The sequence below is a fragment of the Streptomyces sp. NPDC055962 genome (assembly GCF_042270185.1).
GTDB lineage: Bacteria > Actinomycetota > Actinomycetes > Streptomycetales > Streptomycetaceae > Streptomyces.
Genome location: NZ_JBHJYN010000009.1, coordinates 98,168 through 112,197 on the forward strand (window position 1 = coordinate 98,168; position 14,030 = coordinate 112,197).

General features: G+C 73.2%; 12 protein-coding genes and 1 riboswitch. Of the genes, 5 read left to right on the forward strand and 7 right to left on the reverse strand.

Annotated elements, in window-relative coordinates; genetic code table 11:
* Window positions 1-211 precede the first annotated feature (211 nt).
* A complete protein-coding gene (locus ACFC51_RS24505) occupies window positions 212-712 on the reverse strand; it encodes a DUF4234 domain-containing protein (protein ID WP_376530774.1) in 501 nt (166 codons plus the stop codon).
* Window positions 713-997: 285 nt separating this feature from the next.
* On the opposite strand from ACFC51_RS24505, the gene ACFC51_RS24510 reads away from it, so the two are divergent.
* Entirely contained in the window at window positions 998-2,122 is a 1,125-nt protein-coding gene (locus tag ACFC51_RS24510; protein ID WP_376530776.1) for a hypothetical protein, read from the forward strand.
* Between the two features lie 82 nt (window positions 2,123-2,204).
* Here ACFC51_RS24510 and ACFC51_RS24515 read toward each other — a convergent pair whose 3' ends face one another.
* The 4 genes from ACFC51_RS24515 to ACFC51_RS24530 form a co-directional block, all read right to left on the reverse strand.
* Entirely contained in the window at window positions 2,205-2,615 is a 411-nt protein-coding gene (locus tag ACFC51_RS24515) for a VOC family protein (RefSeq protein WP_376368482.1), read from the reverse strand.
* Window positions 2,616-2,620: 5 nt separating this feature from the next.
* Entirely contained in the window at window positions 2,621-3,070 is a 450-nt protein-coding gene (locus ACFC51_RS24520) for a helix-turn-helix transcriptional regulator (protein ID WP_376368480.1), read from the reverse strand.
* Between the two features lie 103 nt (window positions 3,071-3,173).
* Window positions 3,174-3,788: a glyoxalase gene (locus ACFC51_RS24525; protein ID WP_376530779.1), complete on the reverse strand. Its 615-nt coding sequence runs from the start codon at window positions 3,786-3,788 to the stop codon at window positions 3,174-3,176.
* A gap of 185 nt (window positions 3,789-3,973) precedes the next feature.
* Window positions 3,974-4,897 carry an SDR family oxidoreductase gene (locus tag ACFC51_RS24530; RefSeq protein WP_376368476.1) on the reverse strand — a complete coding sequence of 308 codons (924 nt, stop codon included), beginning with the start codon at window positions 4,895-4,897 and terminating at the stop codon, window positions 3,974-3,976.
* An 85-nt stretch (window positions 4,898-4,982) separates the two neighbouring features.
* Here ACFC51_RS24530 and ACFC51_RS24535 point away from each other — a divergent pair, with 85 nt between their 5' ends.
* Window positions 4,983-5,555 carry a TetR/AcrR family transcriptional regulator gene (locus tag ACFC51_RS24535; RefSeq protein WP_376530781.1) on the forward strand — a complete coding sequence of 191 codons (573 nt, stop codon included), beginning with the start codon at window positions 4,983-4,985 and terminating at the stop codon, window positions 5,553-5,555.
* Between the two features lie 150 nt (window positions 5,556-5,705).
* On the opposite strand, the gene ACFC51_RS24540 is transcribed toward ACFC51_RS24535, so the two are convergent.
* Both ACFC51_RS24540 and cobN read right to left on the reverse strand, forming a co-directional pair.
* Entirely contained in the window at window positions 5,706-6,455 is a 750-nt protein-coding gene (locus tag ACFC51_RS24540) for an IclR family transcriptional regulator (protein WP_376368472.1), read from the reverse strand.
* Between the two features lie 85 nt (window positions 6,456-6,540).
* Window positions 6,541-10,140: a cobaltochelatase subunit CobN gene (gene cobN, locus ACFC51_RS24545; RefSeq protein WP_376368470.1), complete on the reverse strand. Its 3,600-nt coding sequence runs from the start codon at window positions 10,138-10,140 to the stop codon at window positions 6,541-6,543.
* 54 nt (window positions 10,141-10,194) lie between these two features.
* Window positions 10,195-10,268, reverse strand: a riboswitch (cobalamin riboswitch).
* Window positions 10,269-10,424: 156 nt separating this feature from the next.
* Between cobN and cobG the strand changes: the two genes are divergently transcribed.
* The 3 genes from cobG to cobJ are packed head-to-tail and all read left to right on the forward strand — an operon-like array spanning window position 10,425 to window position 13,988.
* Window positions 10,425-11,780, forward strand: a complete 1,356-nt coding sequence (gene cobG / locus ACFC51_RS24550) for a precorrin-3B synthase (protein ID WP_376530784.1) — start codon at window positions 10,425-10,427, stop codon at window positions 11,778-11,780.
* A 52-nt stretch (window positions 11,781-11,832) separates the two neighbouring features.
* Window positions 11,833-12,459, forward strand: coding sequence for a precorrin-8X methylmutase (locus tag ACFC51_RS24555; RefSeq protein ID WP_376530915.1), 627 nt, complete (start codon window positions 11,833-11,835; stop codon window positions 12,457-12,459).
* A 2-nt stretch (window positions 12,460-12,461) separates the two neighbouring features.
* The gene (gene cobJ / locus ACFC51_RS24560) at window positions 12,462-13,988 is read left to right on the forward strand and encodes a precorrin-3B C(17)-methyltransferase (protein WP_376530786.1); all 1,527 of its coding nucleotides are present in this window, start codon (window positions 12,462-12,464) and stop codon (window positions 13,986-13,988) included.
* Window positions 13,989-14,030 lie beyond the last annotated feature (42 nt).

Below are 14,030 nucleotides of genomic sequence, written 5' to 3' on the forward strand. Positions count from 1 at the left end.
GTTCGAATCTCGTATCCTCCGCCATTGCTCTCACCGGGCAATACGTCGAAGGGCCCCGCAGCTTGCTGCGGGGCCCTTCGACGTCGGCGCCCTCATCCGTCCCTCTGGACGGCGGGGCGCAGGAGGGTGCGGCGCGGAAGATGCCGGTCCGCGCCGCTCGGGCGCGGACCGGCGGGCCGGTGGGGGCGCCGTGAGGCGGTGCTCCTGCGGCTCAGGCCGCGAGCGGGACCTCTGTGCCCGGGGCGGCGCCCGGGTAGGCCTCGACGACCAGGTTGAGCTGGCGCTGCATGTACCAGGTGTTCATGCCGAAGACGAAGGTCAGCCACATGCTCGTGGCGGGGCTGCACGTCACCGGCAGGCCGGCCGCGCGCTGGGCGTCGGCGATGGCCTTGCCGGTGTTGCGGAAGGAGATCAGCGGTGCGATCAGGGTCCACCCCAGGAATATGAGGACCAGCACGCTGCCGCCCGGGCTCAGGGGCCTGCGCCGGTCGAACTCCTGAAGCTCCTTGTGGATCTTGAAGTACCAGACCAGCTGGTAGATCCCGAGGGTGATGAGGGTCAGGCCGAGCCACACGGCGACCGGGCCGCGGCGCTTCATGGCCAGACCGGTCAGCCTGACGGCGGGTGCGCCGGCCGCGCTGGGCTCGACGACGCCTCCGGCCGGACTCTGAACGCCCTGTACGGACGCGGTGTTGGGCTGAGTGTCAGCCATGTGAGGTGCTCCATCTGCTGGTTCTGGTTTCAGCCGGAGCAGCATGACAGCAAGTGAAGACCCTGTGAAGGAAATTGAGTGTTCGGTGTTGATCCCGTCACACTTTTGTGATCCCCCGCTCCCGGCCCGCCGTCCGGTCCGGATCACCGCCCCCGCATCGATCAGGCGCTACAACCATCGGGCGTGGCCGTGAGTCTGGCCCTGAGCCGGAGAGCCACAGGCCTCGTCCGGTGCTCGGGAAAAGCTCGGGAACAGCGCCAACTCACCCTGAAGGAAAGCCCACTGATGCTCGTACGGCACCTCATACGCTCCGCGGCCGTCTCGTCGGCTCTCGCCTCCACCCTGCTCATCGCCGGCGGGGCGGGCGCGGCGGAGACACCCGGCTGGGAGGTCTCCCTCTCCGGGGAGAGCCCCGCCGGTTCCCTGCTGTCCGTCTCCTCCGTCGACGACGACCTCGCGTGGGCGGTCGGCAGCAAGGGCGGCGCGGGCGTCATCATGCGCTGGGACGGTGAGCGGTGGGCCGAGGACACCGCTCCGGGGCTTCCCGACGTCTGGCAGTGGTCGGCGGTGAGCGCGGTCTCGGCCGACGACGTCTGGGCCTACGGCACGGTCGGGAGGAGCCAGGCGCTCGTGCACTTCGACGGTGAACGCTGGAACAGCGTCACCGCTGCGGGGCCCGCCGACGACTCCTGGCCCGAGGTGCCGATCGACGCCGTCCCCGGACGGCTCTTCAAGGGCGGGAACGCGCTCTACACGTACTCCGGCGGCACCTGGAAGACGTTCAAGCTGCCCGCCCTCGTGGACATCAGGGACATCGACGCGATCTCGGCGGACGACGCCTACGCCACCGGGATGAAGTACCCGGTCACGACCGGCCACCCTGTGACGTACCACTGGGACGGCACCACCTGGACGCTGATGGAGCAGCCGCCCCTGCGCACCGGCACGGACACCGCCGAGATCGCTGCCGCGTCCTCCGACAGCGTCTACGTCGCCGGACGGGCCGACGTCCCCGACACCACCGCGCCCGTGCCGGGCATCGCCCACTGGGACGGCTCCGCCTGGGAGGACATCACCGGCGAGCTCTCGGCCTTCTACGTCCGCGCCCTCCTTCCCGACGGACGGGGCGGCCTCTGGGCCAGCGGCAACGACCAGGCAGAACCCGCCCACGCTGATCCGGTCTTCTGGCACTACGACGGCGCCACCTGGACGAAGGAGGCCGGGGCACCGGCGTCCGACGGGGACACCCGATGGCCCTCGTACACGTTCAACGACCTGGCCCCGGCGGGCGGCTCGGGCGGTTTCTGGGCCGTCGGCGAGTACTCCACGCCGCTGGACTCGCACGGGGACCAGACCGTCAACGGCCTGATCGAGCGGTCCACGGTGTCCCCGGAGGCGACGGGCGACTGACGGCGTCCGCACCGAGGGTCCTCGTCAAGGACGAGGACCCTCGGTGCGGGGTCCGCCCGTCAGGGCTGCGGACACGTCGTGCTCAGCGCACTTCCTTGATGCGGATCTGGTTGCCGGCCGGGTCACGGAAGGCGCAGTCGCGCACGCCGTACGGCTGCAGGGTCGGCTCCTGGACGACCTCGGCGTCGCCGGCCTGGAGCTTCTCGAAGGTGGCGTCCAGGTCCGGGGTGGACAGGAGGATCCAGCCGTAGGTCCCCTTGGCCATCATCTCGACGACGGTACGGCGCTCGTCCTCGGTGATGCCCGGGTCGGCGGCCGGCGGCGCCAGGAGGATCGAGGTGCCCGGCTGCCCGGCCGGGCCGACCGTGATCCAGCGCATCGTGCCGGATCCGACGTCGCTGCGGACCTCGAACCCGAGGGTGTCGCGGTAGAAGGCGAGAGCTGCGTCCGGGTCGTCGTGCGGGAGGACGCTCGTGTGAATGGTGATGTCCATGCTGGTCACGCTAGCGGCGGTTCGGCAGGGCGGGCTTCTCGATTCCTGACCGGTCTGGTCACCTGTTTCGCCACGCACGGGGGCACACCCGCCGCTCCGCTCTCCGCCTGGCGCTTGTAGGCGCTGGGCGGCATGCCGACCAGTTCGGTGAACCGCGTGCTGAAGGTGCCCAGTGAGGAGCAGCCGACGGCGAAGCACACATCCGTGACGCTGAGGTCGCCGCGGCGCAGCAGTGCCATCGCGCGCTCGATGCGCCGGGTCATGAGATAGCCGTACGGCGATTCGCCGTAGGCGAGCCGGAACTGGCGGCTGAGGTGCCCGGCCGACATGTTCACGCCCCGGGCGAGCGCCTCGACGTCGAGCGGCTGCGCGTACTCGCGGTCCATCCGGTCACGAACACGGCGCAGCAGCGCCAGATCGCGCAGGTGCTGCGCCTCGCCGGGTCTGCTGGTCACCTGCGCGATCGTGCCACGCGCGGCGGTGCCGTGCGGCATGTTCGTCCCGGAAACCGGGCGGGCGTGCGCCCGGGCGGGCGGGCGAGGACCGGCCGTGCCCCGGTCAGTCCGACGCCTTCTCCCACGTGAAGCCGTCCGGGTCGGTGAAGGGACCGATGTCGCTGCCGATCACGATCCTGTGCGAACCGGTGCCGTCGGGCGCGACCCCGGCGTCCTTGGCCAGGGCGGCACGGCCGTAGAGGCCCAGGGATACGGGGCCCGGCTTCGTGTCGAACTCGACGTACTTGCGGCCGAAGCTCTTGCCCACGGTGAGGCCGCGCTCGACGTAGAACCGCTTGGTCGCGATCACGTCCTCGACGCCCAGGAGGAGGACGAAGCGGTCGATCTGCCGGGTGGCGGGGCCCTTGTCCTTCTTCGCCGAGGAGGCGATCTTCCAGAGGGTGCCGTCGGGGGCCTGGACGACACCGCCGTAGCCCCAGAGCGACTTGGAGGCCGGCTTCACGGAGGTGGCCCCGGCCTCCAGGGCGGAGTCGACGAGCCTGTTGACGGTGGACGGCTGGGAGACCGTGAGCGACAGCGTGAAGCCGCGGAAGCCGGTCGTCGGAGCCTGTGCGGCCCGTACACGGAGCTGGGTGCCCAGTCCGAAGGCGTCGGCGTAGAAGCGTTCGGCGGCTGCGGGGTCGTCCACCTCGAGGGTGACGGATGCGAGGGAGGTCATGGAACGAAGCTATGGCCGCTTCGCGCTGCGCGCTTCTCGATTCCTGACCGACCCGGCGGAGGGGGCCCGGCCGGGAAGGGGCAGCCCGAGGAGGACCGGCGGACGTCGCCCGGCGAAGGAGGTCCTGACCGGCCCGGCCGAGGAGGGCCGGGCCGTCCGGGTCCGCCGGGAGGAAGGCCCGGTCGTCAGGACGTGGTGGCAGGAGAGGCGAAGTAGTGACCCGCCTCCAGGTCCTGGAGCAGGCCGGGCCGCGTCGGGTGCCAGTCGAGCAGTTCGCCGGTGAGGGCGTGCGACGCCGGGGCGTCCACGGCCAGGAAGCCGGCCAGCCACCCGAAGTGCTCCCCCGCGGCGGAGGGGTCGACGGAGGCAACCGGCACGCCGAGGTGGCGGCCGATCACCTCGGCGATGTCGCGGATGGCGACGCCCTCCTCGGCGACTCCGTGCAGCACCGATCCGGCGGGGGCCTTCTCGACCGCGAGGCGGAACAGCCGAGCGGCGTCCAGGCGGTGGACCGCCGGCCAGCGGTTGGCGCCGTCGCCGATGAAGCCGGAGACCCCCTGGGCCCGGGCGACGGCCACGAGAGTCGCCGTGAAGCCGTTGTCCCCCTCGCCGTGGCAGGTGGGCGACAGCCGCACCACGGAGGAACGGATGCCGCGCGGGGCGAGGTCGAGCACCGCCCGGGACGTGGCCGCCCGGACCGAGACCGGTGAGCCGTCGATCGTCGGCAGGTCACGCTCGGTCGCCACCCGCCCGGGGAGGAGACCGGCGACGCCCGAGGCGATGACGAGCGGGCGGCCGGTGCCCTCCAGGGCGTCGCCGAAGGCGTCGACCGCGCGGCGGTCCGCCTCGGCGGCACCCAGGAAGTCACCCGAGAAGGCGATGTCGTGCTTGAACGCGAGGTGGATCACCCCGTCCGCCGCGGCCGCCTCGTCCCGCAGGACGCCGAGGTCGTCGACGGTGCCCCGCACCACCTCCGCCCCGGCCTCGGTGAGAGCGGCGGCGGAGGAGTCGGAACGGGCGAGCCCGGCCACCTGGTGGCCCGCGTCGATGAGCTCGGGGACGACGGCGGATCCGATCCAGCCGGACGCGCCGGTCACGAAGATGCGCATGGGAGACTCCGGAACTCTCGATGTCAGTGACTGACATCCACCGTAACACCTGATGTCAGTGACTGCCGTCGCGTAGGATCGGCCCATGGGTAGATGGGAGCCGAACGCGCGCGGGCGCCTGGCGGAAGCGGCGCTGGAGCTCTACAGCGAGCGGGGATTCGAGCAGACCACCGTCGCGGAGATCGCCAGACGGGCCGGGCTCACCGAGCGGACCTACTTCCGGCACTACGCCGACAAGCGTGAGGTGCTCTTCGGCGGCACGGAGCTCCGGGACCTGCTCGTCGGGGCGGTGGCCGGCGTCCCGCAGGACGCGGCCCCGATCGACGCGCTGGCGGTGGGCCTCGACGCGGTGTCGGAGATGTTCGACGACCGGCGGGAGCATGCGCGGAAGCGGCAGGCCGTGATCACCGCGAACGCCGAACTCCAGGAGCGCGAGCTGATCAAGCTCGATTCGCTGTCGACGGCGCTCGCCGCCGCCCTGCGCGAGCGCGGCGTTCCTGAGCCGGCCGCGAGTTTGAGCGCCGAGACGGGGATCGCCGTCTTCAAGGTCGGTTTCGAGCGGTGGATCGCCGAGGGCGAGGAGCGCGCGATGTCACTGGTGATGCGGGACGTGCTGGACGAGCTCAAGACCCTCGCGGCGGGTGGACACCCCGCGTAGGACCTCGCGGCGGGCGGACACCACCCGTAGGACCCCCGATCGGCCGGTGCACACCACCCGAAGAACCCCGATCAGCCGGTGCACACCACCCGAAGAACCCCGATCAGCCGGTGCACACCACCCGAAGAACCCCGATCCGTGCGCCGGCCCTCAGCCGCCGAGGGCGAGGTCCCTGGTCACCCGGGCCGCCGTCGACAGCAGGCTCTCGCGGACCTGGCTGGTGCGGTACATCCGGTCCGCGCGGAAGGAGACGCCGAGCGAGCCGAGCTTCTCGCCGCTGTGTACGGGCACCGCCACGCACACCGTGCCGAGGTCGTACTCCTCCCGGTCCATGACCACCGGCGCCGGGAGCGAGGCCTCCAGCTCGCGGATCAGCTCCTCACGGTGCGTGATGGTGCGGGGCGTGAGGTCGGGGAGGGTGTGCCGCGAGAGGTAGTCGCCGCGCGCTTCGGCGTCCAGTTCGCGCAGCACGCACTTGCCGAGCGCCGTGGCGTGCCCGGCGTCCTGGAATCCCACCCAGAGGTCGACCCTCGGTGTCTTCGGGCTGTCGACGATCTCGGCGATCCGGATCTCGCCCTCCTCGTAGAAGGTGAGGTAGGCCGCGGCCGACACGTCGTTCCGCAGGGTGGCGAGCGCGGGACGGACCCGGCTGACCAGGTCCTGCGCGGAGTGCCCGTCGTGCACCTTGTCGCCCAGGACGTAACCGCCGTCCCCGAGCATGCGCAGGTAACCGTCCTGCGTGAGGGCCCGCAGCAACTCCTCGGCGATGTCCGGGGGCAGCCCCGCCAGCCGCGCCAGCTGGTGCGCGGGCGCGCCGCCCTCGTGTGCCGCCACGGCTTCCATCAAGCGGAACGCGTGCTGCACGGAGGGGCTGGGCGCGTGGCCCGCTCGGTCACCCATTCCACCAGCTTGGACCCGCTGCCCGCGGGCAGCAAGGCAGGACGGCCCGGCTCCGGCCGGGGCAGCTCCCCGGCCGGAGCGACGCTCAGTCCTCGCCCTCCAGGTCGCCCTCGGTCTCCAGGAACACCTGGCGCAGCGCTTCGAGCACCGCGGGGTCGGGCTTGGCCCACATGCCCCGGGACTCCGCTTCCAGGAGGCGCTCGGCGATGCCGTGGAGGGCCCACGGGTTGGCCTGCTGGAGGAACTCGCGGTTCGTCGGGTCCAGGACGTAGGTCTCGGTCAGCTTGTCGTACATCCAGTCCGCGACCACGCCGGTCGTCGCGTCGTACCCGAAGAGGTAGTCGACCGTCGCGGCCAGCTCGAAAGCGCCCTTGTAGCCGTGGCGGCGCATCGCCTCGATCCACTTCGGGTTGACCACACGGGCGCGGAAGACCCGGGAGGTCTCCTCGACCAGGGTGCGGGTGCGGACCGTCTCGGGACGGGTCGAGTCGCCGATGTACGCCTCGGGGGCGGTGCCCTTCAGCGCGCGTACGGTCGCGACCATGCCGCCGTGGTACTGGAAGTAGTCGTCCGAGTCCGCGATGTCGTGCTCACGCGTGTCGGTGTTCTTCGCCGCCACCGCGATCCGCTTGTACGCGGTCTCCATCTCGTCCCGCGCCGGGCGTCCGTCCAGCTCGCGCCCGTAGGCGTAGCCGCCCCACACGGTGTACACCTCGGCGAGGTCGGCGTCCGTGCGCCAGTCCCGCGAGTCGATGAGCTGGAGCAGCCCCGCGCCGTAGGTGCCGGGACGGGATCCGAAGATCCGAGTGGTGGCGCGCCGCTCGTCGCCGTGCTCGGCGAGGTCGGCCTGGGTGTGGGCGCGTACGAAGTTCCGCTCGGCGGGCTCGTCGAGCGAGGCGGCGAGGCGCACGGCGTCGTCGAGCAGGCCGATGGTGTGAGGGAACGCGTCACGGAAGAAGCCGGAGATCCGCAGCGTCACGTCGATGCGGGGGCGCCCCAGCTCCTCGTACGGGATCGGCTCCAGGCCCGTGACCCGGCGGGAGGCGTCGTCCCAGACGGGGCGGACGCCGAGCAGGGCGAACGCCTCGGCGATGTCGTCGCCGGCGGTGCGCATCGCGCTGGTGCCCCACAGGGACAGGCCGACGGAGGTGGGCCACTCGCCGTTGTCGGCGCGGTAGCGCTCCAGGAGCGAGTCGGCGAGGGCCTGGCCGGTCTCCCAGGCGAGGCGGGAGGGTACGGCCTTCGGGTCGACCGAGTAGAAGTTACGGCCGGTCGGCAGGACGTTGACGAGGCCGCGGAGCGGGGAGCCCGACGGGCCGGCGGGGACGAAGCCGCCGTTCAGCGCGTGCACCGCGTGGTCGAGCTCGTCGGTCGTCGCGGCGAGCCGGGGCACGACCTCGCGCGCGGCGAAGTCGAGGATGTCGGCGACGGCCTGCGGGTGTCCCGCGGCGACACCGGCGACGGCGGCCGGGTCCCAGTCCGCGTCGTCCATCGCCTGGACGAGGGCGCGGGCCGCCTCCTCGGTCGCGTCGGCCGCGGTGCGGGTGGCTGCCGACTCGTCCAGGCCGAGCGCCTCGCGCAGACCGGGCAGCGAGGCCGTGCCGCCCCATATCTGGCGGGCGCGCAGGACGGCGAGGACCAGGTTGACGCGGTCGTTGCCCGCCGGGGCGCTGCCGAGGACGTGCAGGCCGTCGCGGATCTGGACGTCCTTGATCTCACAGAGCCAGCCGTCGAGATGCATGATGAACTCGTCGAAGCCCTCGTCCTCGGGCCGGTCCTCCAGGCCCAGGTCGTGGTCGAGCTTCGCGGCCTGGATGAGGGTCCAGATCTGGGCGCGGACGGCCGGGAGCTTGGCCGGGTCCATCGCGGCGATCTGGGCGTGCTCGTCGAGGAGTTGTTCGAGACGGGCGATGTCGCCGTAGCTGTCGGCCCGTGCCATCGGCGGCACGAGGTGGTCGACGAGCGTCGCGTGCACCCGGCGCTTGGCCTGGGTGCCCTCGCCGGGGTCGTTGACGAGGAACGGGTAGACCAGCGGCAGGTCGCCGAGGGCGGCGTCGGGGCCGCAGGCGGCCGAGAGCCCGGCGTTCTTGCCGGGCAGCCACTCCAGGTTGCCGTGCTTGCCCAGGTGGATCATCGCGTCGGCGCCGAAGCCGTTGTCGTCGGCGGACGCGGCGATCCAGCGGTAGGCGGCCAGGTAGTGGTGCGAGGGCGGCAGATCGGGGTCGTGGTAGATCGCGATCGGGTTCTCGCCGAAGCCGCGCGGCGGCTGGATGAGGATGAGCAGGTTGCCGCGGCGCAGGGCCGCGAGCACGATGTCGCCCTCCGGGTTGCGGGACCGGTCCACGAACATCTCGCCGGGCGGAGGCCCCCAGTGCTCCTCGACGGCCGCGGTGAGTTCGGCCGGCAGGGTCGCGAACCAGCGGCGGTAGTCGGCGGCGGGGATGCGGACCGGGTTGCGGGCCAGCTGCTCCTCGGTCAGCCACTCCTGGTCGTGGCCGCCGGCCTCGATGAGCGCGTAGATCAGCTCGTCGCCGTCACCGGAGACCAGGCCCGGGATCTCCTCCTCAGGACCGAAGTCGTAGCCCTCGGCGCGCAGCCTGCGCAGCAGGGCGACGGCGCTGGCGGGGGTGTCGAGGCCGACGGCGTTGCCGATGCGGGAGTGCTTGGTCGGGTACGCCGACAGGACGAGCGCGATCCGCTTCTCGGCGGCCGGGATGTGGCGGAGCCTGGCGTGCCGTACGGCGATCCCGGCGACCCGGGCGGCGCGCTCGGGGTCGGCGACGTAGGCGGGGAGGCCGTCCTCGTCGATCTCCTTGAAGGAGAACGGCACGGTGATCAGCCGCCCGTCGAACTCGGGCACGGCGATCTGCGTGGCCGCGTCCAGCGGGGAGACGCCCTCGTCGTTCTCCTCCCAGGCGGCGCGCGGGCTGGTGAGGCAGAGCGCCTGGAGGACGGGCACGTCGAGGCCGGTGAGGGCGCCCGCGTCCCAGGACTCGTCGTCGCCGCCCGCGGAGGCCGTGGCGGGCTTGGTGCCGCCGGCGGCGAGGACGGTCGTCACGATCGCGTCGGCGGCGCGGAGTTCGTCGATGAGCTCGGGTTCGGGCGTGCGGAGCGAGGCCACGTACAGCGGGAGGGGGCGGGCACCCGCGTCCTCCACGGCCGTGCAGAGCGCCTCGACGAACGCGGTGTTCCCGCTCATGTGGTGGGCGCGGTAGTAGAGCACGGCGACGGTCGGGCCCGCGACGTCCCGGGCGGTCCGCTCCAGCGGGCCCCACGCGGGGGCCGGGGCGGGCGGCTCGAAGCCGTGGCCGGTGAGCAGCACGGTGTCGGAGAGGAAGCGGGCCAGCTGCTCCAGGTTGGCCGGGCCGCCGTGCGCGAGGTAGGCGTGCGCCTCGGCCGCGATGCCGATGGGCACGGTGGACGCGGCCATCAGCTGGGCGTCGGGGGCCTGTTCACCGGTGAGGACGACGACCGGGCGGCCGGTGGCCAGCACCTGGTCCAGCCCTTCCTGCCAGGCGCGCACACCGCCGAGGAGGCGTACGACGACGAGGTCGGTGCCCTCCAGGAGCTGCGGCAGGTCGTCGACGGAGAGCCGGGACGGGTTGGCGTAGCGGAAGCCGACCGGGCCGCCGGAGGCACGGGCGCTGAGCAGGTCGGTGTCGGACGTCGACAGGAGCAGGATCATGCGGCGTCAGGCCTTCCTCGGGGTGTCCACGCCCCGGGCGGTGTCGGACGGCTGGAGTTCCTGACTCGCGCGGCCGGTGGCCGGGCTCACAGTGGCGGGACCGCGCCGGGTTCTCACCGGGCTTCCTCCGTGTCGCCGTCTGGCGGTGGCGGGCCGAACGGACCGCCGCTAGGCATAGTAGGCGGGGGGTGGGGGGGCCTGACCAGACGGCCCCCGCCCGGCCGGGCCACCGGGTGTCCCGTAGGTCACAGCGATCGCAGGGGTGCCCCGCGGTCACGGTCGGTATGCTCGCCGCCATGCCCGCCTCCCCCCGTTCGCCCCGGTCTCCGCGCGACGCCTGCGCACGGAGCAGCGGTGACGCCTGCCCGGGGGCACTGCGTCTGCACGAGGCGGACGACGGTGCGCTTGCGCGGATCCGCATACCCGGCGGGGTGCTGACGCCCCCTCAGGCCGAGGTCCTCGGCGGCGCCGCCGAGCGACTCGGCGACGGTGAGCTGCATCTCACCTCACGCGGGAACGTGCAGATGCGCGGCCTCGCACCGGACTGCGGTACGGAACTCGCGAGCCTGCTGGACGGTGCCGGGCTGCTGCCCTCCGCACGGCATGAGCGGGTGCGCAACGTGGTCGCGTCCCCCCTTTCCGGGCTCGACGGCGCCGGGGCGGCCGACGTCCGGCCCTGGCTGACCGCGCTGGACGGCCTCCTCTGTGCGAGTGACGGCGCGACAGCACTCTCCGGACGCTTCCTGTTCGCGCTCGACGACGGCCGCGGCGACGTGGACGCGCTGGGCGCCGACCTCACCCTCCTGGGCCTCGGTGCCGGCGAGGGGCTGCTGCGCGTCGGGCACGGCGACACCGTCCTGCGTGTGCCCGCCCCCGACGCTCCCCGCGCCGCACTGACCGCCGCGGACGCCTTCCTGGACTCGGCGCGCGGGGCCGGCGCCTGGCGGGTGAAGGACCTGCCGGACGACACGGCGGCGGCGTTGCCCGCCGAGGTCGCCCGCCGGCTGCGGGAGGCCGGCGTCCCCGTCGCACCCGAGCGGCGCTCCCGCCCCCTCGAAGCGCTGCCCCCGGCCCACGGCCGCGTCCCGGGCGGCCTGCGCGAGACCGCGCTCTCCGTCGGCGTACCGCTGGGACGGCTGGCCCCGGAGCAGTGGCGGCTCCTGTCGGGCGCCGGCGGACTGCGGCTCACGCCGTGGCGCGGAGCCGTGGTCACCGGGATCGCACCCGGCCGCGCGGACGGCCTCCTCGAAGAACTCTCCGCAGCCGGGCTGATCACCGGGCCCGGCTCCCCGTGGACCGGTGTGGGTGCCTGTATCGGGCAGCCCGGCTGCGCGAAGTCGCTGGCCGATGTGCGGGCCGAGGCGGGGGCTGCCGTCGGACCGCCCGGGCGGCTCCCTGTGTACTGGTCCGGGTGCGAGCGCCGCTGCGGTCATCCGCACGGGGAGTGGATCGACGTGGTCGCCACCCCCGACGGCCACCGGATCTCCCACGTGCGCGGGGAGTCGGCAACCGGGACGACGACGGTACGGGACGACCCGGCGGCGCTCGCCGCAGCCGTGGCGGAAGCCCGGGGCGCACACTCCCAGGACGCGCCCACCCGGGACGCACGCGCTCCGGACACCCGGGGCTCACGCTCCTGACCACCCCTCATCACCCCCTTTCGGCATGTTCGATGAAGAAAGCGACAGCACTGTGCATCAGTACGAGAAGGACGGACCGGCGATCTACCGCCAGTCCTTCGCCACCATCCGCGCGGAGGCGGATCTGGCAGGGCTGCCCGCCGACGTGAGCCAGGTCGCCGTCCGCATGATCCACGCCTGCGGCATGGTCGACCTCGTACGCGATCTCGCCTTCTCACCGGACGTGGTCGCCGACGCCCGCGCCGCCCTGCGCTCCGGCGCACCGATCCTGTGCGACGTGGCCATGGTCGCCAGCGGGGTCACCCGCAAGCGGCTGCCCGCGGACAACGACGTGATCTGCACCCTGTCCGACCCGGCCGTACCCGGGCTGGCCGCGAAGCTCGGCACCACCCGCAGCGCCGCCGCCCTGGAGCTGTGGCGGGACCGGATGGAGGGCGCGGTCGTCGCCGTGGGCAACGCGCCCACCGCGCTCTTCCGGCTGCTGGAGATGATCGAGGAGGGGGCCCCGCGCCCGGCCGCCGTCATCGGAGTGCCCGTCGGCTTCATCGGCGCCGCCGAGTCCAAGGAGGCCCTGGCCGCCCATCCGTCCGGGCTGGAGCACCTCGTCGTACGGGGCAGGCGCGGTGGCAGTGCCATCGCGGCCGCCGCACTCAACGCGATCGCCAGCGAGGAGGAGTGACCATGTCCGAGCAGCAGCGGACCGAAGGCACCGCGGGCGCGGGCCGGCTGTACGGCGTCGGGCTCGGCCCGGGCGACCCCGCCCTGATGACGGTGCGGGCCGTGCAGGTCATCGGCGAGGCCGACGTCGTCGCGTACCACTCCGCCCGGCACGGCCGCTCCATCGCCCGCTCGATCGCGGCGCAGCACATCCGCGCCGACCACATCGAGGAGGCGCTGGTCTACCCCGTCACGACGGAGACGACGGACCACCCCGGCGGCTACCGGGGGGCGCTGGACGAGTTCTACACCGAGGCCGCCGCGCGCCTCGCGGTGCACCTCGACGCGGGGCGCACCGTCGCGGTGCTGGCCGAGGGGGACCCCCTCTTCTACGGCTCGTACCAGCACATGCACAAGCGTCTCGCGGACCGCTACGTCACCGAGGTCGTCCCGGGTGTCACGTCGGTCAGCGCAGCCGCCGCCCGCCTCGGGACCCCGCTGGTGGAGGCCGAGGAGGTGCTGACGATCCTTCCCGGCACCCTGCCGGAGGAGGAGCTGACGGCACGTCTGGCGGCCACGGACTCCGCCGTGGTGATGAAGCTCGGGCGGACCTTCCCCGCCGTGCGCCGGGCGTTCGAGGCGTCCGGGCGGCTGTCGGAGGCCCGGTACGTCGAGCGGGCCACCATGGCCGGGGAGCGGACCGGGAACCTGGCGGACACCGACGCGGACTCCGTGCCGTACTTCGCCGTCGCCGTGCTGCCGAGCCGGATCGACGCGCCGCGCCCCGAGCGGAGCACCGGTACCGGTGAGGTCGTCGTGGTGGGGACCGGCCCGGCCGGACCGCTCTGGCTGACGCCCGAGACGCGCGGTGCGCTGGCCGCGGCCGACGACGTCGTCGGCTACACGACCTATCTGGACCGGGTGCCCGTCCGTCCCGGTCAGCAGCGCCACGGATCCGACAACAAGGTGGAGTCCGAGCGCGCGGAGTTCGCCCTCGACCTCGCACGTCGTGGGCGCCGTGTCGCCGTGGTCTCCGGTGGCGACCCCGGGGTCTTCGCCATGGCCACGGCGGTGCTGGAGGTGGCCTCCCAGGACGCGTACGCGGACGTCGCCGTGCGGGTGCTGCCCGGGGTGACCGCGGCCAACGCCGCCGCGGCCAGGGCCGGGGCGCCACTGGGCCACGACTACGCCACCCTCTCGCTCTCGGACCGCCTCAAGCCGTGGGAGGTCATCGCCGAGCGGCTGCGCGCGGCGGCCTCGGCCGACCTGGTGACGGCGCTGTACAACCCCGGCTCCCGCAGCCGGACATGGCAGGTCGGCAAGGCCCGCGACCTGCTGCTGGAGTACCGCTCCCCGGACACCCCCGTGGTGCTCGGCCGTGACGTCGGTGGCCCGACGGAGAGCGTGCGGACCGTGCGGCTGGCCGATCTGGACCCGATGGACGTCGACATGCGGACGATCCTCATCGTCGGCTCCTCGCAGACCCGATGGGTGGACCGGGGTGACGGACGTCAGATCGTCTGGACCCCGCGCCGCTACCCGGAGGCCTGACCGGACGGGCGGCGGGAAGCCGCCCGGGACGGCGGACCGGGA

Bases quoted from the DNA above. Each gene is read 5' to 3' on its own strand.
- cobJ (WP_376530786.1), top strand. From the start codon at position 12,462: ATGTCCGAGCAGCAGCGGACCGAAGGCACCGCGGGCGCGGGCCGGCTG.
- ACFC51_RS24530 (WP_376368476.1), bottom strand. From the start codon at position 4,897: ATGCGCATCTTCGTGACCGGCGCGTCCGGCTGGATCGGATCCGCCGTC.
- ACFC51_RS24525 (WP_376530779.1), bottom strand. From the start codon at position 3,788: ATGACCTCCCTCGCATCCGTCACCCTCGAGGTGGACGACCCCGCAGCC.
- ACFC51_RS24505 (WP_376530774.1), bottom strand. From the start codon at position 712: ATGGCTGACACTCAGCCCAACACCGCGTCCGTACAGGGCGTTCAGAGT.
- ACFC51_RS24510 (WP_376530776.1), top strand. From the start codon at position 998: ATGCTCGTACGGCACCTCATACGCTCCGCGGCCGTCTCGTCGGCTCTC.
- ACFC51_RS24540 (WP_376368472.1), bottom strand. From the start codon at position 6,455: ATGGGTGACCGAGCGGGCCACGCGCCCAGCCCCTCCGTGCAGCACGCG.
- cobN (WP_376368470.1), bottom strand. From the start codon at position 10,140: ATGATCCTGCTCCTGTCGACGTCCGACACCGACCTGCTCAGCGCCCGT.
- ACFC51_RS24535 (WP_376530781.1), top strand. From the start codon at position 4,983: ATGGGTAGATGGGAGCCGAACGCGCGCGGGCGCCTGGCGGAAGCGGCG.
- ACFC51_RS24515 (WP_376368482.1), bottom strand. From the start codon at position 2,615: ATGGACATCACCATTCACACGAGCGTCCTCCCGCACGACGACCCGGAC.
- cobG (WP_376530784.1), top strand. From the start codon at position 10,425: ATGCTCGCCGCCATGCCCGCCTCCCCCCGTTCGCCCCGGTCTCCGCGC.